Source organism: Pedobacter sp. MR2016-19, from assembly GCF_014947265.1.
GTDB lineage: Bacteria > Bacteroidota > Bacteroidia > Sphingobacteriales > Sphingobacteriaceae > Pedobacter.
This window is the reverse complement of sequence record NZ_JADCNK010000026.1, coordinates 33,962-51,520: the sequence shown is the minus strand read 5'-3', so window position 1 is coordinate 51,520 and position 17,559 is coordinate 33,962. Positions and strand designations below refer to the sequence as shown.

Genomic DNA, 17,559 nt, shown 5'->3' with positions numbered 1-17,559 from the left:
AATCTCAATGCTTCAATCTTTTTTATTTATTGAATCGTTTACTGATTAGATACTTAATCAATAAAACTGTTACGTAATAGGGCTGAAATTTTATTTGCTAACCTCCAATTGATAGATCTTACCTTTCTCTCCTGCCAGAAGAATCTGTTTGCCCTTCTTGGCTTTTTGAACAGCATTAAAACTTTGATCTGAAATGTGTTTCCAGTTCTGACCGCCATCTGTAGAAATATCTGTGCCTGAAGTACCCGTTGCAATTATGGTTTTAGCATTAATATAGGTTACAGCCGATCGAAAGCCTAAAACAGGCGAAATTGGCTTTTTCCAGGTTTTGCCTCCATCGCTTGTTAAAAGCACATTATTCGAATTTTCTTTATCTTTTAAGTAGTTACCGCCGACGGTTATACCTGTTTTTTCGTTTAAAAAATCGATAGAGAAAGGACCGGTACTCCCCTCGCCCTGTAAAATAGGGCATTTAAATATCTGCCAGCTTTGTCCATAATCGGGTGAAAAGTAAATGTTAGCTACTGTTCCACCAGTAGCAATCCAGGTTTTGCCACCCGGTAATGTTTTAATGGTTGTTCCGCTGGCGGCAAAACTGGCTTCGCCTTTGGTTAAACTGGTTTTTAAATTTGAAGAGATATTCTCCCAGGTTTTACCTGCATCTACCGTTTTAAGCAACTGCATTTTATCATTAATAGGGTCGCCGAAAATGATTCCTTTATTTTTATCCCAGAAACTCAAACCATCTAAAAATATTGCTGAATCTACATTTTTATAATTTTCTGTCCAGGTTTCGCCACCATCAATGGTTTTCAGAATATAGGCCGGCGAAGCAATGCCCACAATAATAGCCTGTTTATCGTTGAAAGCTTCGATATCCCTGAAATCGATTTTTTCGTAACCTTTGGGTTTTATCCAGGTCCAGGTTTTGCCGCCATCAGTGGTTTTACCTACTGATCCATTACTACCACTTACCCAGGCAACCTGATCTGATACGACACTTAATCCACGTAAACTGGTCTTAGTATGCTCATTCAGGGGTTTTATGGAATACGACTGCGCGGCGCAAAAAAAAGGTGCCAATAAAAGGCACCATATTAATTTCTTCATCTGTTCTTATTTAACCCGTCTAAAAGTTTCAGATCGTCCTAAAAGTGAGATACCCACATATCCGCGGATATTTAACACATCGTTACTCTTTAAAGACATGTTACAGCTATATGTTTTGCCACTTTTCGGATCGTAAATCGTTCCATCCGTCCATTTGCCATCATCATAAACAAAATCTTTTAATATTTCCAGATTTAATAAAGCACGTTTCTTCAGATTGGCATCAGGGTTGTTAACATCCAGTTTAGGCTTACCGTTGATGTTTGGCTCCTTTATCCAGGCCAGTTTCCCAAAAAATTTCTCGCCTTTTTTGTAAATTTCTATTTGCCCTTCACCCGATGGATTAAGCCATTTGCCTACAATAGCATCTTTGTTTTGTGCAAATGCAGAAAACGATACTGCAACAAAAAGCAGCATTAACAATGGGAACTTTCTCATATTTTTTATTTCTAGTTAGTTTTTAAAGATAATGAATTACACCTTATATCGAAACACCAAATAAAGAGAAAAAGTATGAAATTTTAAAAAATTTAAAATTTACCTTGAAACGATCGGCAGATACTTAGCACGATACGCATAAAATAGAAATAAATTAAATATAAGCATCACGCCCACCATAGGTAAATCTTTCGGACCTAAAAATGCATGGTAAAGAAAAATATTTAAGGTAACCGGAAAAATAACCAATGCTGCCAAAGGTGCTGTACGGCCGATAAGCAATAGTATACCACCAACCAATTCGGTTATTTTGATTAATGGAAAAAGGTACACAGATGCCATTACGCCAGTCATAAAACTAGTTTGTGCCGCTGTCATTTCAGGAGCCTTCGGCATTAAATTAAGAAAATAGCTTACAGAAGCAAAAAGATACATGGCGGCTAAAAGCACGCGCACAATAATAACTGCAATTTTCATAGTGGTTTAATTTTGGTTTATAATTAAAAATAATATTTTTTTTTAGATTTTCATTGTATACTGGCCATTATCTTAATTGTCATTTAGGGTTAATTAATTGTTTAAAATCAATATGAGTGAAGTACAATTGTCTTCTCTTATCCTACGACGCGGTCTTGCCTCGGCTCGCCGCCGCCGAAGGGCTCTTTCTTTTTGGTGTCAAAAAGAAACAAAAAACACCGGCTGAAAATTTTTCTTTCGAAGCTAGTAGGTTGTCTTAAGCAGTGCAACCCGAAAAATTTGTTAGGCCGGATTTAAGCAGAACGGGGATATCGTGCTATGGCCTAGCTGGGTGGAAATGCCTAAGCAGTTAAAGTTCTGATTAATAATTATTTGCAAAACAACGTCAATGGTAGCGCAGCGAAGAATCGTTAACCTATGAAAAGCAGACCTTAAAACTTGTTTAACAAAGATTCTTCATTGCATTCAGAATGACAAATTCCATAAACCGGACATTCTGAACTTGTTTCAATATCTAACCAATCAAAGATGTTAAATGAGTTCAGCATGAGGTTAGGAGAGAATCTTTGTCAACTTTATATCCATCCAATGCACCCAGTTCTTGCCATCAAATTGTTCCCATATTCCTTCAATCGTATTGGCTTTAAAATTCCCTTTAAATCTTTCTTTATCAGCAAATATTAAAATGATATCATCGTAAATTTTAAGGGTAGATATCGAAATACAACCTGCATTATCGAACGATTGCGACCTAAAAACATCTTCCATATCGTCGTAATGTGTGATTTCTAAAGATTGGACATTTTTATTACCGAATAGGATATCTACCCGGTGTGTTAAGAAAAAGCCACCATCAACCCACTCGTAGATATCTGTTCCAGCAATTATATCACCCGATTTTGTTAAACCTTCTGTTTTCCATTTACCGATATAGGGATTTAATAGGTTAAGCCTGTTGTTTCTCATAAATTTAGTTAAAAATCAATTGTTATATAGCTGGCTATACATATTCTTTAATTGATGTACATGTCGTTGTGTATGATAGATCACAAAATAAATAGCTTCCAAACGGGTAAGAAAACCATAACCGGGCAGTTCATAAGCGCTACAGGTTTTAGTTAAATCCAGGTTTCCCGCCGCTTCCGATATCCCCACCCTGATCTGCCTTAAATTTCCCAATAATTCAGATGGGTTGTAGGCTCTATTTTCAGGATAGATTTCTTTAGGCGAATCGTACTTCACATTGAAATTCAAAAAATCCTTTTTAATTTGCGCTACCATAAAATCGGCTGGTTTATCTGTTTCCCTTACAGGGCCATTGATGACCTGTAAAAAGCCCGAATTCGACAAAACCAGATGCTCAGCCAATTGACCTGCTGTCCAGCTGCCTTCAAAAGGCACTTTATTCACCAATGAGGTATCAAATTTTGAGAAAGCGTTTTCCAATGCCAATAAGGTTTCGTTGGCTTCATTCATTACTTTTTCCATAATTTACATGTAATTCATTCCTGGATAGCCCAATAACCTACGCCACAGGGCAATTTGTCCGATGCAGTTGGCTTCCCGGTAGCTACTAAAACTGATCATTTCGAAAAGGGTAATTTCCATTCCGGGTATGTTGAGTTTCTCTTCCAGTTTTTCATCCGTAGCCTGGGTTAAAGCTTCCTGCAGCTTTGGAGAAATCTTTTTCCAATCTTTTATAAAATCTGCAAGCGGAGGATAAACCGCATCATCGATAATGCCCTTGTTATTGGCAAAAAGTTCGTCGGTGATGGATAGAAGATCGATACCGAACGATTTAGCCAGAAAATAGCGCCCCTGCACTACACTGCCCGTAATCCAGGCGATGTGGTTGGCTTTGGTATCTAATCTTTTTTGGGCATCATTTTGCGCTATGCCATCTAAAGCCCTTAATAAAAAATCTGTTTGCATTTCGTACAATACTAAAATGCCGTACATTCTGCCACTCGTTGGTGTAGTTTTCATATCGTTAAATAATTAGTAATTAACCTGAAATAAAGTTAGTTGTTAATTCGAGTGAACAGGCTTGCCGTAAAAGTCAATCTTAAGGGGCATTTCAGACAATTTTTATATATTTATGATTCCTTAATTCTAACCAAATGATGCAAGTAGGTGTTTTACTGCCCAAAAACTTTAGATTATTAAGCATAGCGGCTATTTTAGATGTATTTGATACTGTAAATGGTTTTTACACCAAAGATGAACTTGAAACTCCATTTAACATTAGTTTAATTAGCTTGGACGATAAAAATTATAATTTTAGCACACATCCTTGCATACCCTTAGAAAATGTCGGGCAGTTTGAACTGATTTTGATTCCATCATTTGCAAACCATGATATAAAAGATTGCATTGGTGCCAACAGCAGCTACATCCCATGGTTAAATAAACAACATGCAGCAGGAGCAGAAATTGCTACCTTTTGTACCGGTGCTTTTTTACTTGCCGCATCGGGATTGTTGGATCGCAAAGCGGCGACCACCCATGTTGATGCCTGTTCTGCTTTTTCTACAGCATTTCCTCTAGTGCATTTAAAGGCTGATAAAACGGTAACACAAGACGGCAGGTTATTTACAAGTGGTGGCGCAACCTCTACCTTTCATTTATTGTTACATCTTTTACAGCTTCATTGCGGAAAAGATATGGCTGTTAAGGTGGCGAAGATTTTTGCAATCGATATGGACCGCGTAAACCAATTATACTTTAGCACCTTCCAGCCTATCCGTCATCACAATGATGATATTGTTGCTTCTGCACAAGAAAAAATTGAAAATAATTATCAGGATATAGCTACGATTGAAGAGATGATTAAAGATATTCCTTCCAGTAGAAGAAATATTGTACGCCGTTTTAAGCAGGTGATTGGAATTACCCCTATTAAGTATCTGCAACAAACCCGTATCGAAGCCGCAAAAAAATTATTAGAGCAAACCGCACAGCAAATGACGGAAGTGATTTATAATTCAGGTTACAACGATCCAAAAGCATTTAGAAAAGTGTTTAGAAAATCAGTAGGTATGACACCGACCCAATACCGCGAGAAATTTCAGCCCAGATAAATCATCAATATCAGGTAGGTATACTGGTAACTAGCGCAACAAAAAAACTAAATGAATAGTTTTCAACACTAAAAATCAACTATGTTAATAATTAATTTAAAATAAATGCGGTATCCTCTCCTATTTAAGATAACTTAACTTTATAATTACACTAACCAAATATCTATATATGAGCAAATTCCTTTTAATCACAGCCGTATTTTACATTATCTCTTTTGGATCAATGTTGTACTGTTATCACTCCGCTGAGCAGATTCCCAGCGATGATGAAAAATTTTAACCAGTTCTTTTCCCGTCATCAAAATTAACGTCTCTTTTCAAGTCAAAACATTTACTCTTTTTTCTGGTTTCGGATTAGCGATAGAATCCGTAAAATATTAGTTAAAAAACGCAAACGAAAGTCTATAATCGGCTATTATTAATGGTAATTATTGTTTAGAAAAAGCCTGTTGATATTTCAACGGGGTTTTACCCGTTATTTCCCTAAAGTATTTGTGGAAACTGGTAAAATTATAAAATCCGCAGTCGTAACAGACTTCTTTCACAGTAAGATCATTTTCAATCAATAATTTACAGGCCTGCCCTACTCTAATCTCATTCAGAAATTGTGTATACGTCTTCCTGCTTTTAGTTTTAAAGAATTTACAGAATGAATTGGGGCTAATTTTTGCTACCGCAGCAATTTCTTTCAGTTCAATTTTATTCTTGTAATTGCTAATGGTATAGTTATAAATAGATTGGATCCTATCTTTCTCGTTCTCCAAAAAGTTTGGTTTAAAACCTAGCGAAACCAACGTGCTTTTTTCTTCGCAATTGGCTATTTCTGTTAATGCTTCGAGTATTTTTATGATCCGCATTGTACCTGTTGATTCGATAATCTGCGGCATCAAACTGGCAATTTTTTCTTTAGAAATTCCTTGTAGCTGAATTCCTTGTGTGGATTGAAGTAAAACTTTTTTAAGTTCCTGATTTTCGGGAAGATTGAGAAAATCTTTACCCAAAAAATCTTCCTTAAAATGAATCGCATAAACGTCTACCGGTTCGCAAGCCTTTTCATCAAAAAATTCTGGGTCAAAGCGCCAGTAATGCGGTAAATTGCTCCCCAGCAAAACCACATCGCCGTCTTTAAAATTTTTAATACTATCGCCAATAAACTGCGTACCTCTGCCTTTTTTAACGTAGATTAGTTCTAGAGCAGAATGGTAATGCCAACGGTTGTTAATATCGGGCAAAACATCTCTTCGAGCGCTAAAAGAATCTACTGAATTGGTAGATACATTAAGTAAATGCGGTTTCATAAAATCTTAAAAAATCAATCTAATATGCAAAATTATTTTGCAATGTAAAAAATGGAGCTAATATCGTTTAATAATTAGATCATAAAGTTAAATTTTTATTAATACTTATCGGTTTAATTTGTAATACAGCAACTAACCAAAAAGAACCAGCTTAAACCATTATAACTAACAAAACATGAGCCACACACCATCAACGAACTTTCAGGTATCAGATACGCCAAAAAATGGCAAGGGATATTTATTCCCATTAATTTTGGTCACCAGTCTATTTTTCTTCTGGGGTTTTGTCCACAATCTCGATCCGGTATTAATTCCGCATTTACGCAAAGCTTTTCAACTAAACGTTTTCGAATCTACCCTGGTTGATTCATCTGTTTTTATCGCTTATTTTTTATTGGCACTACCCGCAGGTTACATTATGCGTAAGTACGGGTATAAAAGTGGGATAATATTAGGCCTTGTTTTATTTGCCATTGGCTGTTTATTATTTATACCCGCCGCCAATACCGCACAATACATCTTTTTCTTAGGTGCACTTTTTATTATCGCCTGTGGTTTAACCTTTTTAGAAACAGCGGCAAACCCTTATGTTACCGTGTTAGGTCCACCAGAAACCGCTACCCAGCGCTTAAATTTCTCTCAGTCATTTAATGGTTTAGCTGCATTTTTAGCACCTGTACTCGGCGGTAAATTTATTTTTACCGAAGTAAAATATACCGATGTTCAATTGGCGAAAATGTTGCCCTTAGAAAAACAGGCTTATATACTCGAAGAGGCATCGACGGTAAAAGCGCCATATCTAATTTTAGGCATCCTGATTATTGTAGTCGCTATACTATTTATTTTCACCAAGCTGCCCGATATCAAAGAAGAAGAAAATGCACAGGAAAAAAGTAGTTTTTCACATGTGTTAGGCCATAGCCATTTGCGTTGGGCCATTATCGGTCAGTTTTTTTATGTTGGTGCACAGGTTTGCGTATTGAGTTTATTCATCAGTTTTGTTACCTCATCGGCAGGTATCAGTCAGGATGCAGCAAAATGGTACGCTGGTGCTGCAGGCCTGGCTTTTATGATTGGCAGGTTTGCCGGAACCTTCTTCATGAGATACGTAGCTGCCCATAAGCTGTTGATGCTTTATGCATTAATCAGTGCTATACTTACGCTCGTATCTATTTTTGCAAGTGGAATGATTACTGTTTATGCTTTAATCGGTGTCTCTTTCTTTATGTCGATCATGTTCCCAACCATATTCTCCCTGGGTATAGCAGGTTTGGGTAAAGACACAAAACTTGGCTCATCGTTAATTGTGATGTCTATTGTTGGTGGCGCCTTTTTACCGCCGATATTAGGTTTGATATCGGATGCCACACACAATATACAATATGGATATTTGGTACCATTTGTATGCTTTTTAGTGGTTTTCTACTTTGGCTGGAAAGGATGGAAACCCAATCACATTGAAAAAGAAATTAGTTTAGAAGCATAAAATTGACAATGAAAAATTTAGTCATCAAGATTAACAACGCTGATAATGTTTTGGTTGCATTACAGAATTTGCCTCAGGATACCAAAATAGTGCATGAAGGAAATACCTACGTTACTGTTGATGAGATCCCTGCCAAACATAAATTTTTTATGCAGGATATGAAAGCAGGCGACGAGGTAATGATGTACGGCGTTTTGGTTGGAAAGGTACAATTTGAGGTAAAGGCTGGTATGCGAATGAATGTGGAGAATACCAAACATGCTGCAGAGCCATTTGCTTATCGTAATGTTAATTACAAATGGGAAGCGCCCGATGTAAGTAAATATGCCAACCGCAGTTTTAATGGTTATCACCGTAAAAACGGCGAAGTGGGTACCGCTAATTATTGGTTATTTATTCCGACTGTATTTTGCGAAAACAGAAATCTGGACATTATTAAAGAATCGCTTTATAGTGAGTTGGGTTATGCCGTAGATGACAAATATAAATCTTATACCCACAAACTGGTTCAGGCCTATGAAAACGGAGAAGATATTAACCATATTAGTTTTGAACCTAAAGTAGATAAAGCCAGCCGCACCTTTAAAAATGTAGACGGAATTAAATTCCTCACACACAATGGGGGTTGTGGTGGAACACGACAGGACTCGGATACGCTGAGCAAATTGCTGGCGGCTTATGCCCATCACCCCAATGTGGCCGGTATAACCGTTTTAAGTTTAGGCTGCCAGCACTTGCAGGTAGAAGATTTTAAACGCGATCTGTTTGCCCTTGACCCTGATTTTGATAAACCACTTTTAATTTTCGAGCAACAAAAGTCACAAAGTGAAGAGCAATTGATCCAAAATGCCATCCGCGATACCTTTGAAGGATTGATGTTCATTAATAAACAAGAGCGTGCGACGGCGCCGTTAAGCAAGATGTGTGTGGGAGTTAAATGTGGCGGTAGCGATGGCTTTAGCGGTATTTCAGCAAACCCTGCGGTTGGTTACTGTGCCGATTTATTGGTAGCCTTAGGTGCAAAGGTTTTATTGGCAGAGTTCCCCGAACTTTGTGGGGTGGAGCAGGAAATGATCGATAGATCAGTTGATCAGCCAACTGCCGAAAAATTCATCCGTTTAATGACAGAGTATGATGATCTGGCACATAAAGTGGGTTCGGGTTTTTACATGAATCCTTCTCCGGGTAACATTAAGGATGGCTTAATTACTGATGCGATTAAGTCGGCTGGTGCGGCGCGTAAAGCCGGCTCCGCTCCTGTGGTAGATGTTTTAGACTACACGGAACCGGCAACTAAACCTGGCTTAAGCCTGGTATGTACTCCAGGTAATGATGTTGAAGCCACTACAGGTAAAGCTGCTGCCGGCGCAACCTTAATTTTATTTACTACAGGTTTAGGTACACCAACAGGAAATCCGGTTTGCCCAACCATTAAAGTAGCCACCAATTCAATCCTGGCCAAACGCATGAGTGATATTATCGATATCGATACCGGACCAGTTATCAATGGTGAAAAAACCATTAATGAAATGGGCGAAGATATATTAGAATACTGTATTAAAGTGGCCAGTGGCGAAGAAACTCCAAAAGCCGTACAGCTTAATCAGGATGATTTTATCCCCTGGAAAAGAGGGGTAAGCCTTTAAAAGATGGACAAGGTAAAATGGAAGATGCCTGAGGCAGATCCCAATAGGAAAGTCGTCATTATCGCGAAAATGGGAAGCTTAAAATACCCATTATTAAACATTGGGTTCCCGACCAAATAATAATGGCAGATTCCCAAAGTCGACCGTCATTTCGACTGAAGCGCAGCGAAATGGAGAAATCTTTGAACTATGATTATTGAAAGTTCAAAGATTTTGCTTCGCATAGTCCTCGGGTACTACACTAAGGTTGAAATGACGCGCCTACGAACAAGAACTACTATTCTAACTCCTTTGTTTTCAAACAGTGGCTTTCTGGAATGACATATACTTTCAACTTAACGCAAAGCGCTTTGGGTAATTGGCACTCCAAAATGCGCCAGCATTCTTGAGCACAATAAAAACAAATTGATCTGCGAAAAACTACCAACTCCTCGGTCGGTGTTCCCACAGACCGAAATGGAATAAATTCAGAATGACGATTAAGAAAGAGTTTTATTAAAATTAGGAAATGAGTGGCTTGTGGCTCCTGGCAGTTTACAGCCCCGCTTTCGCTTATAGTCCTCGCTGCGCTGCGGGCTATTCCGCTCAATCAGGTTTAATCAACAAGGGTTCTTCACCCTGCAGCCCCAAAAATGAAATGCTGTTTTGCCCACCTAGCCCCGGTTGAAGTGTTACCCTACAGCGACGAGGCACGAGGAAGCGAAGCGTAAAAACGGAAAACGGGAAGAAACTTCTTGTTTTACACAGGGATTGCGCTCCAAATAAAAGATCATTAAACTACCACCGAAAGCGTGAATTTTTCCATTGCCATGGTTCGTGTCCCCACCAATCTTATTAACCAACTCCTTCGTCTGTGTCCCCACAGGCCGAAATAAAATATGTTTTAATGGTCTGAAAGGATACAGACCACGGATTTAAAAACAACTTAATAACTAAACAACCAAAAAACAAGCACCAGAAAAACATTTATGCCTCTGTATTTGTCTTTTACAAAAGTTTGAAACAGTAAGATCTAAATCTCTTGTAGCCATTTGAATTCACAATACACCTTTTACCTGTTTATCGGAATAGCGTTTCTCTGTATCGTGGTATTGGGCATGATTATCCGCTATCGGAATAAAAAATTTCAACAGGAAGTTGCTAATTTCCCTGATGTACTACCCGAAGCCTATGGCCTTGGTCAGAAAATGTTTCCGGTACACCTAAAATGTGCTGATTTAAAACAAGCTTATTTTATTGTTAGTCTTGTTTTCAACCTAATCAATATTTTAATGCTGGTTATGCTGATTGGAGAACTTGATCCTTACGATTCACTCCCCTATCCCAAAATTGTAGATGCCATCCTTACCAAAGAAGTTATCCTGCCCATAGCAATAGCCATTGGTATACTTTTTATCTACAATGCATATCACCGCATTAATGTTACATGGGAAAATGGTCCTGTTGTTGCGGATAACCTCATCAATGTTAAGCACTACCAGATCAAGAAAGATGCATTGCTATTAAATGTGATCTACCTGCAAACTGATCAAAAACTTTGGATACTGGTACCGGGAACATCACAGGATTTTAAAAAGTTTAAAGATTTTAACCAGCTGAGCCGGGATCAACAGGAAAACGAAAAATACGTACAACAACTTCAGGAAAATTTAATCCATTATGGTGCACAGGAAAAAAAGTTCCCTTTTTTTACCGTTTATTTCAAATTTTCTTTTTTTATTCTGATGCTGAGTGTTATACTCATTTTGGTTGTTTTAAAATCAAGCTAAGCTACTCCCTCTTTCTTTCTCATTTTGGCTACAAAAGCCCTCAATTCGACTACAAAATAACATTGAAGCATTGTCACCTTTGGATTATCAATTTATTTAAGTCGAAAATTATGGAACATCAACAAGAAAATCAGGATAATACTACCGCTCCAGCTTATAAAGTTTGGTTTATTACAGGTTCATCGCGTGGCTTTGGCCGGGTATGGGCAACAGCCGCACTGGAACGCGGCGATAAAGTGGCTGCAACGGCAAGAAACATTTCTAGTATAGCCGATCTTCAGGAAAGGTATAAGGAAAATGTATTGACATTAGAACTGGATGTAACCAATTATGACCAGGTAGAAAAAGCTGTTCAACAGGCACACAAACATTTTGGAAGGTTGGATATTGTGTTAAACAATGCAGGTTATTCGCTTGTGGGTACTATTGAAGAGGCTACCATTGATCAGGTTAAGGCCATGTACGATACCAACATTTTCGGAACGGTGGCTGTTATACAAGCTGCGCTGCCGATATTACGCAAGCAGGGATACGGACATATTTTAGGTACCTCGAGCAACCTTGGCCACGTAGTTCTACCCGTTATCGGTTATTATGCTTCTTCTAAATGGGCATTCGAAGCCATCCACGAGAGTTTGGCAGCAGAGGTAAAATCTTTTGGCATTAAAGTAACCATTATCGAACCAGGTGCTTATGCTACTGAATTTGGAAGTCAGGAATCGTTAAAATTTGCAGACGGTTTGGAGGTTTATACAGAATTTAAAGCAAAGTTTTTTGAAGGGTTACAGCAAATGGAAAGGGGAAATCCGGACGCAACGCCACAAGCTGTTTTCAAAATCGTTGATGCTGAAAATCCACCACTCCGCTTATTCTTAGGCAGCCATAACCTGCCTTGGGTACGCACGGCTTATGCGGAGCGCTTATCAACCTGGGAGGAATGGGAAGCCGTATCAAATGCAGCACAAGGTTAATTAATCAGAAAATTAACTATATAACCGATAATCAACAGCTTATCGGTTATATTTGTATACATCAATATGAAAAAGGTAGACAATAGCCCACATAAATTCAGTTCGTTAACAGAAGCACACCGAATGATGGGCCTGCCACAGCCTAAACACCCCCTGATCAGTTTAATTAACAATGAAGATCATCCGGTTGAAATGAACGGACAGCCCAATTCACATATCCTGAATTTTTATAAAATCTCGTACAAACCTAAGTTGAGTGGCAGGCTAAAATATGGACAGAGTTATTATGATTTTGATGAAGGCGGTTTATTGTTTGCTGCTCCCAACCAGATTATTGGTCATGATGAGGATTTAAGCTCAAGTGTCTGTTCGCTATACAACTTATTAATTCATCCCGATTTTCTATTATCTTACCCAATTGCCAAAAAGATCAAAAGTTATGGTTTCTTTTCGTATGCAACCAATGAGGCTTTGCATTTATCAGAAAAGGAGAAAACGACCATTATTAGCATTTTTAAAAGTATTGAGGAAGAACTGAACAGCAGGATTGACGATTTTAGCCAGGATGTGATCATCACGCAGATTGAACTTTTACTAAATTACAGCAACCGTTTTTATAAACGGCAGTTTATTACACGCAAAGTATTAAACAGCGACCTGTTGCAAAAACTGGAAGAATTGTTGGAAGAATATTTTAACGATAAAATAACCATGCTTAAAGGTTTGCCAACCGTGCAATACCTTTCCGACCATTTAAATGTTTCGCCAAGTTATTTGAGCGATTTGCTCCGCTCACTCACCGGACAAAATGCACAACAGCACATCCACCAGAAACTGATCGAAAAAGCAAAAGAAAAATTATCCGGCACCAATTTATCAGTAAGTGAAGTGGCCTACGAACTGGGCTTTGAACATCCGCAATCATTTAATAAATTATTTAAAGCAAAAACCAAGGTATCGCCCCTGGCCTTTAGGAAAATGTTTAATTAACGAAAAAACAACTGTTTAGTAGCGTTTTTGATTTTTGTAACGTATAAGCTGTAAATTAAAGCTTTATGAAAAAGATAGTATTACTCCTTTTAGCGGTTGCAGGCGTTATTCATGTATCCTGCAAAAAATCAGACAACAATAATGACGGGCCTGAAGAAGTTTACGGCAAATGGAAACTAACGGAAGCCATGTCCGATATTGGTAATGGAACGGGTAAGTACACAAAAGTAAACGGTGAAATTAAATATCTTACTTTAGAAAAATCTGCAGATAAAGCTGGAAATTTTAAAGGAGATGCCTTTCCAAATTTATTTTCATTCAGGATTTTGGACAGTGTAAAAATGCAAGTTTACAGCAACAATTACCAAATGCCGTTGACTTTTTATTACAAAGTTTCGGCAAAATCCCTTGAACTTAATCCTCCCTGTATTGAGGGTTGTGGATACAGGTTTGTAAGAGAATAATAATCTTATAGATAAGATTATTAAAAGATTAATTTATTTGAACCTGAACTAAACAAAATCTTCATTAAATGCGACTGTTCTGCTGATTCGATAGCTATTAGATCAGCAGAACAGTCGTTCTTTTTAAACTGTTAAACTATCCCATATCACCTGATAAACATCTGGTGCTTGTAAGGTTTTCCCGATCGACGCTGAAGTAACCAGAACAGGTTTAAATTTATCGGCTCCGTTAATGCCACCATGCGATCCTTTAACCAAAGTAGCATCAAGCGGAATTACATCCATTACATAACGGAACCCGGCTTTTTTCCTTAAAAGTTTGTACCCTGCCCTTAATTTAGAGGTCATGAACATTTCTACAGGATCGTACCCAGGTTTTTTGTGGATATCAACTACCCTTGCATAATCTGGCGCTTTAGCATCATCCAACCAGAAATAATAGGTAAACCAGCTGTTTTCTTGTGCAACCAGTACCAGGTCACCCGAACGCTCGTGGTTAATGTGGTGTTTGTCCTGTGCTGTTTTGTCAAGCACCAATTCAATGCCAGTTATATTTTTCAATAAGGCTTTTACCTGCTCTGTTACGCCTTTGTCGTTAATATAAACGTGTGCAACCTGGTGATCGGCCACTACAAATGCTTTAGAAGCGCCCGGATCAAGCAACTCCAATCCTCTTTCTTCACGAATCTGGATCAGGCCATTCTCTCTGAACAAACGATTAAGATGAATCGGGTTATTTACAGGTGCAATACCATACTCAGAAAGCAGGATAATACGCGCGCCTCTACTTTCGTAAAAACGCACCAATTCTTCTACCACCTGATCGATTTCTTTGAGTTCTGTACTGATTTTATCCAACTCGGGGCCAAACTTTTGCAGGCAATAATCCAGATGCGGCAGGTAAATTAAGGTAAGCGTAGGATTATGTAGCTTTTCAGTTTCCATCGAGGCATCTGCAATCCACCTTGTTGATTTAATATTTGCACCAGGGCCCCAGAACTGAAACAAGGGGAACTGCCCCAGTTTAGCCTGCAAATGGTCGCGCAGCGCTGCAGGCTGCGAATAACAATCAGGTAATTTACGTCCATCGGCAAGGTAATTTGGACGTGGTGTTACCGAAAAATCGGCTGTTGAATACATATTGTACCACCAGAACATATTGGAACAGGTAAAATCAGGATTTTCCTTTTTAGCGCGATCCCATATTTTTTCGGCATTTACCAGTTTGTTAGACTGTTTCCAGAATTTAATTTCAGCATCCGCATGATCGTACCAACCATTACCTACAATACCATTTTCTGAAGGATATTTACCCGTCAGATAACTTGATTGCACTGCCGTAGTAACTGCCGGCAATAAGGGTTCTATAGTTGTTAAATGGTTCCCGGCAATATATTTCTGAAGAAAAGGCGTATGTGCTCCAATTACAGAAGCAGATAAGGCTACAATATCGATAACAACGGTTTTATGCATATTCTTACTTATAATAAATTTTTAACCCAGGCCAGCTCTCTGATGATGGAATCATTCAGGGGTGCTTTTAATGCCGTTGGTAAAACTTCCCAGGTATAGGTTTCTACTTCTAAATGAGCAGTAAAAGGATTATTTTTTTGCAGGTTTAGTACCTCGGTAATATCCGATTGTGTAGATTGGATCAAGCCCATATCTTCAACAAAAATAGGAACATGAAAATGCGCTCTCCACTCTTCTACCGCCAGATTTTCGCCTTCTGCAAGGGCCTCTTTAAGATCAGGATAACGGATTAAATGACCATCATCTTTTCTGGCTATTACCTGATGAAGATAAGTGGGTTCATCAAAACGGCTCAGTTGATCCAACACAGCAGTTCTTTCTGCAACAGATGCCGGCAATTTAGCTTTTAGTGCAGCACTGATCTGGATTTTCCCAATTTTAATGCCTTTTTGCTGCAATTCGTTGATGATGGCTGTATGCGGTTCATAACCGATTGCAAAATGGCAAACATCATAACACAAACGGATGTGGTTTTTGATCATGCTTTCCTCATTCCCAGCAGGTAAAAGCACATTTTCGTACCAATCGATAAATTCAGGGCCTGATTCAAGAAAACCATCAGGTTCAGGTTCAATGTCCAAATGGATCACCTTGCCGCTTTTGCTCTGTATATAATGTAAAGCCCCGGCCACCTTTATGATATTAGCAGTTGCGCTAGCTGTGGCACTTTTTCTGGCTTCAGTAGTTGTAAACCATGGTTTATAACTCAATGGCGATGTTGAAATGCCACCATCCATATCAGCAGGAAGCAATTGTGAAAGGATTTCGGCCAAACGGAGTGTATATTCAACACGTTCTTCTGTTGTCCAATCTGGTGCATGTACCTGATCTTTAACCCTGGTATGGTGAAAGCCTCCGTATGGGAATCCGTTCATGGTAAAAACATAGCCACCTTCCTGTGCAAGCCATTGTTTAAATGCTTCCAGGTGATTTTTTTCCAGCAATTCGATACTTGCGAGATTGGAAAGGCGCAAGCCGATCCCCATCGGTGCCTCTGGCGATAATTGTGCTTTTAATATTGGAAAACTATCTTTTAACACGGCAAAATGTGCCATCCAGTTTTCGCCTGCATAAATATTGGTACAGAAGGTTAAATGTCCGGAAGTTAATTTCATAGTTTAATGTTGAATAATAGCGGCCTGATTATTTAATATTGCTGCAGCCTGTTTTAAAATATCAGCATCAATTTCGTGAACTTCCTCGCCACTGCCCAGGCCAGTGAGCAAGGTGATAGTCAGTTCGCCACCAAGATGCTCCCTAAACTCTTCCAATCCCTGTAAAATCGGGCTATTGCCTTCGATAACCTTTAACAAAGGATGTGTTAATTCGAAACCAAGTTGCTGAATCAGGAAAATTACCCTTTGCGCATCTTCGGCACTGATCCTGCCCGATAAATTGGAATATACCGTATCTAAGGCAATGCCCATGGCAACCGCCTCGCCGTGCCTCACTTCAAAATTGGTCAGGTATTCCAGCTTATGCGCGCTCCAATGTCCAAAATCCAATGGACGGGCAGAACCATTTTCAAAAGGATCGGCACTCCGGATATGCTCCATGTGGAGTTTTGCACATTTCCAGATCTGGTAGTTCATGGCTGCAGTATCCCGGTTTGCAAGGGCAATGGCATTTACTTCCAGCCATTCAAAAAATTCGCGGTCTTTAATCAGTGCCACTTTAATGGCTTCGGCTATGCCCGAACGCCAATCGCGATCGGATAAAGTACTTAAAAATACCTCATCATTAAAAACCGCAACCGGTAGCGAGAAGGTGCCTAAAAAATTCTTTTTATTGAAATAATTAATCCCGTTTTTAACCCCAACGCCCGAATCGTTCTGCGAAAGCACAGTACTTGGAATCCTGATATGTTTAATACCACGGTGTGCAACCGTAGCGGCATAACCCACCATATCAAGCACCGCACCACCACCAATGGCAGCAACAAACGAATGCCTGTCGATACCATGAAGATTAATGGCTTCCAATACCTGATCAAAATACTGAGTATCGTTTTTTACCTGTTCTCCCCCTGGGATAACCAAAATATCCTGAACTAACTGCGTTTGGCTATATTTTGCAAAATAGGTTTTAATCTGGGTATTAAGGTCTTTATGTGCATTTGCTACACCTTCATCTATTATAAATAAAATCTTCTTTACCGTTACAGCCGGATTTAGATTAACTAAAAAACGGTTTAACAGTTCGTTTTCGGGTAGAAAAAGCGATGAGGTAAAGAAAACATTGTAATTATATTGTACAGTGAAGGATTGATGTAAATGTTCCATATCAATTTGTGTGTT

The 17,559-nt window shown here is 38.7% G+C and carries 17 protein-coding genes; 7 read left to right on the top strand and 10 right to left on the bottom strand.

Annotation, left to right across the window (positions count from 1 at the left end; all coding sequences use genetic code 11):
• Window positions 1-90: 90 nt before the first annotated feature.
• The 6 genes from IM793_RS22470 to IM793_RS22445 form a co-directional block, all read right to left on the bottom strand.
• Entirely contained in the window at window positions 91-1,110 is a 1,020-nt protein-coding gene (locus tag IM793_RS22470) for a YCF48-related protein (protein ID WP_193425344.1), read from the bottom strand.
• A gap of 6 nt (window positions 1,111-1,116) precedes the next feature.
• Window positions 1,117-1,548 carry a DUF2147 domain-containing protein gene (locus tag IM793_RS22465; RefSeq protein ID WP_193425341.1) on the bottom strand — a complete coding sequence of 144 codons (432 nt, stop codon included), beginning with the start codon at window positions 1,546-1,548 and terminating at the stop codon, window positions 1,117-1,119.
• 99 nt (window positions 1,549-1,647) lie between these two features.
• A complete protein-coding gene (locus IM793_RS22460) occupies window positions 1,648-2,025 on the bottom strand; it encodes a DoxX family membrane protein (protein WP_193425338.1) in 378 nt (125 codons plus the stop codon).
• A gap of 552 nt (window positions 2,026-2,577) precedes the next feature.
• Window positions 2,578-2,991, bottom strand: a complete 414-nt coding sequence (locus IM793_RS22455; RefSeq protein WP_193425335.1) for a hypothetical protein — start codon at window positions 2,989-2,991, stop codon at window positions 2,578-2,580.
• A gap of 15 nt (window positions 2,992-3,006) precedes the next feature.
• On the bottom strand, window positions 3,007-3,513 hold the full coding sequence (locus tag IM793_RS22450; protein WP_193425333.1) for a DinB family protein: 507 nt from the start codon (window positions 3,511-3,513) through the stop codon (window positions 3,007-3,009).
• Window positions 3,514-3,516: 3 nt separating this feature from the next.
• A complete protein-coding gene (locus IM793_RS22445) occupies window positions 3,517-4,011 on the bottom strand; it encodes a DinB family protein (protein WP_132402867.1) in 495 nt (164 codons plus the stop codon).
• 134 nt (window positions 4,012-4,145) lie between these two features.
• Here IM793_RS22445 and IM793_RS22440 point away from each other — a divergent pair, with 134 nt between their 5' ends.
• Window positions 4,146-5,105, top strand: coding sequence for a GlxA family transcriptional regulator (locus IM793_RS22440; RefSeq protein ID WP_193425329.1), 960 nt, complete (start codon window positions 4,146-4,148; stop codon window positions 5,103-5,105).
• 428 nt (window positions 5,106-5,533) lie between these two features.
• Here IM793_RS22440 and IM793_RS22435 read toward each other — a convergent pair whose 3' ends face one another.
• On the bottom strand, window positions 5,534-6,403 hold the full coding sequence (locus IM793_RS22435) for an AraC family transcriptional regulator (RefSeq protein WP_193425326.1): 870 nt from the start codon (window positions 6,401-6,403) through the stop codon (window positions 5,534-5,536).
• A gap of 175 nt (window positions 6,404-6,578) precedes the next feature.
• Here IM793_RS22435 and fucP point away from each other — a divergent pair, with 175 nt between their 5' ends.
• The 6 genes from fucP to IM793_RS22405 all read left to right on the top strand — a co-directional run bounded on the left by fucP (window position 6,579) and on the right by IM793_RS22405 (window position 13,729).
• Window positions 6,579-7,889: an L-fucose:H+ symporter permease gene (gene fucP, locus IM793_RS22430; RefSeq protein ID WP_193425323.1), complete on the top strand. Its 1,311-nt coding sequence runs from the start codon at window positions 6,579-6,581 to the stop codon at window positions 7,887-7,889.
• 8 nt (window positions 7,890-7,897) lie between these two features.
• Window positions 7,898-9,535: a UxaA family hydrolase gene (locus tag IM793_RS22425; RefSeq protein WP_193425320.1), complete on the top strand. Its 1,638-nt coding sequence runs from the start codon at window positions 7,898-7,900 to the stop codon at window positions 9,533-9,535.
• Between the two features lie 1,031 nt (window positions 9,536-10,566).
• The gene (locus tag IM793_RS22420; protein ID WP_193425317.1) at window positions 10,567-11,304 is read left to right on the top strand and encodes a hypothetical protein; all 738 of its coding nucleotides are present in this window, start codon (window positions 10,567-10,569) and stop codon (window positions 11,302-11,304) included.
• A 110-nt stretch (window positions 11,305-11,414) separates the two neighbouring features.
• Entirely contained in the window at window positions 11,415-12,275 is an 861-nt protein-coding gene (locus tag IM793_RS22415) for an SDR family NAD(P)-dependent oxidoreductase (protein ID WP_193425315.1), read from the top strand.
• A gap of 66 nt (window positions 12,276-12,341) precedes the next feature.
• Complete coding sequence (locus IM793_RS22410; protein WP_193425312.1) at window positions 12,342-13,265, top strand: AraC family transcriptional regulator; 924 nt, start codon at window positions 12,342-12,344, stop codon at window positions 13,263-13,265.
• A 65-nt stretch (window positions 13,266-13,330) separates the two neighbouring features.
• Window positions 13,331-13,729, top strand: a complete 399-nt coding sequence (locus IM793_RS22405; protein WP_193425309.1) for a hypothetical protein — start codon at window positions 13,331-13,333, stop codon at window positions 13,727-13,729.
• Window positions 13,730-13,852: 123 nt separating this feature from the next.
• On the opposite strand, the gene IM793_RS22400 is transcribed toward IM793_RS22405, so the two are convergent.
• The 3 genes from IM793_RS22400 to IM793_RS22390 are packed head-to-tail and all read right to left on the bottom strand — an operon-like array spanning window position 13,853 to window position 17,544.
• On the bottom strand, window positions 13,853-15,202 hold the full coding sequence (locus tag IM793_RS22400) for an alkaline phosphatase family protein (protein WP_193425306.1): 1,350 nt from the start codon (window positions 15,200-15,202) through the stop codon (window positions 13,853-13,855).
• Between the two features lie 8 nt (window positions 15,203-15,210).
• Window positions 15,211-16,377: a metabolite traffic protein EboE gene (gene eboE, locus IM793_RS22395; RefSeq protein ID WP_193425304.1), complete on the bottom strand. Its 1,167-nt coding sequence runs from the start codon at window positions 16,375-16,377 to the stop codon at window positions 15,211-15,213.
• A gap of 3 nt (window positions 16,378-16,380) precedes the next feature.
• Window positions 16,381-17,544 (bottom strand): 3-dehydroquinate synthase, encoded by a 1,164-nt coding sequence (locus IM793_RS22390; protein ID WP_193425301.1) that lies wholly within the window; start codon window positions 17,542-17,544, stop codon window positions 16,381-16,383.
• Window positions 17,545-17,559: the final 15 nt, after the last annotated feature.

What these genes read in the sequence shown, in the direction of transcription:
- IM793_RS22470 (WP_193425344.1), bottom strand. Translation starts at nt 1,110, where the DNA reads ATGAAGAAATTAATATGGTGCCTTTTATTGGCACCTTTTTTTTGCGCC.
- IM793_RS22465 (WP_193425341.1), bottom strand. Translation starts at nt 1,548, where the DNA reads ATGAGAAAGTTCCCATTGTTAATGCTGCTTTTTGTTGCAGTATCGTTT.
- IM793_RS22460 (WP_193425338.1), bottom strand. Translation starts at nt 2,025, where the DNA reads ATGAAAATTGCAGTTATTATTGTGCGCGTGCTTTTAGCCGCCATGTAT.
- IM793_RS22455 (WP_193425335.1), bottom strand. Translation starts at nt 2,991, where the DNA reads ATGAGAAACAACAGGCTTAACCTATTAAATCCCTATATCGGTAAATGG.
- IM793_RS22450 (WP_193425333.1), bottom strand. Translation starts at nt 3,513, where the DNA reads ATGGAAAAAGTAATGAATGAAGCCAACGAAACCTTATTGGCATTGGAA.
- IM793_RS22445 (WP_132402867.1), bottom strand. Translation starts at nt 4,011, where the DNA reads ATGAAAACTACACCAACGAGTGGCAGAATGTACGGCATTTTAGTATTG.
- IM793_RS22440 (WP_193425329.1), top strand. Translation starts at nt 4,146, where the DNA reads ATGATGCAAGTAGGTGTTTTACTGCCCAAAAACTTTAGATTATTAAGC.
- IM793_RS22435 (WP_193425326.1), bottom strand. Translation starts at nt 6,403, where the DNA reads ATGAAACCGCATTTACTTAATGTATCTACCAATTCAGTAGATTCTTTT.
- fucP (WP_193425323.1), top strand. Translation starts at nt 6,579, where the DNA reads ATGAGCCACACACCATCAACGAACTTTCAGGTATCAGATACGCCAAAA.
- IM793_RS22425 (WP_193425320.1), top strand. Translation starts at nt 7,898, where the DNA reads ATGAAAAATTTAGTCATCAAGATTAACAACGCTGATAATGTTTTGGTT.
- IM793_RS22415 (WP_193425315.1), top strand. Translation starts at nt 11,415, where the DNA reads ATGGAACATCAACAAGAAAATCAGGATAATACTACCGCTCCAGCTTAT.
- IM793_RS22410 (WP_193425312.1), top strand. Translation starts at nt 12,342, where the DNA reads ATGAAAAAGGTAGACAATAGCCCACATAAATTCAGTTCGTTAACAGAA.
- IM793_RS22405 (WP_193425309.1), top strand. Translation starts at nt 13,331, where the DNA reads ATGAAAAAGATAGTATTACTCCTTTTAGCGGTTGCAGGCGTTATTCAT.
- IM793_RS22400 (WP_193425306.1), bottom strand. Translation starts at nt 15,202, where the DNA reads ATGCATAAAACCGTTGTTATCGATATTGTAGCCTTATCTGCTTCTGTA.
- eboE (WP_193425304.1), bottom strand. Translation starts at nt 16,377, where the DNA reads ATGAAATTAACTTCCGGACATTTAACCTTCTGTACCAATATTTATGCA.
- IM793_RS22390 (WP_193425301.1), bottom strand. Translation starts at nt 17,544, where the DNA reads ATGGAACATTTACATCAATCCTTCACTGTACAATATAATTACAATGTT.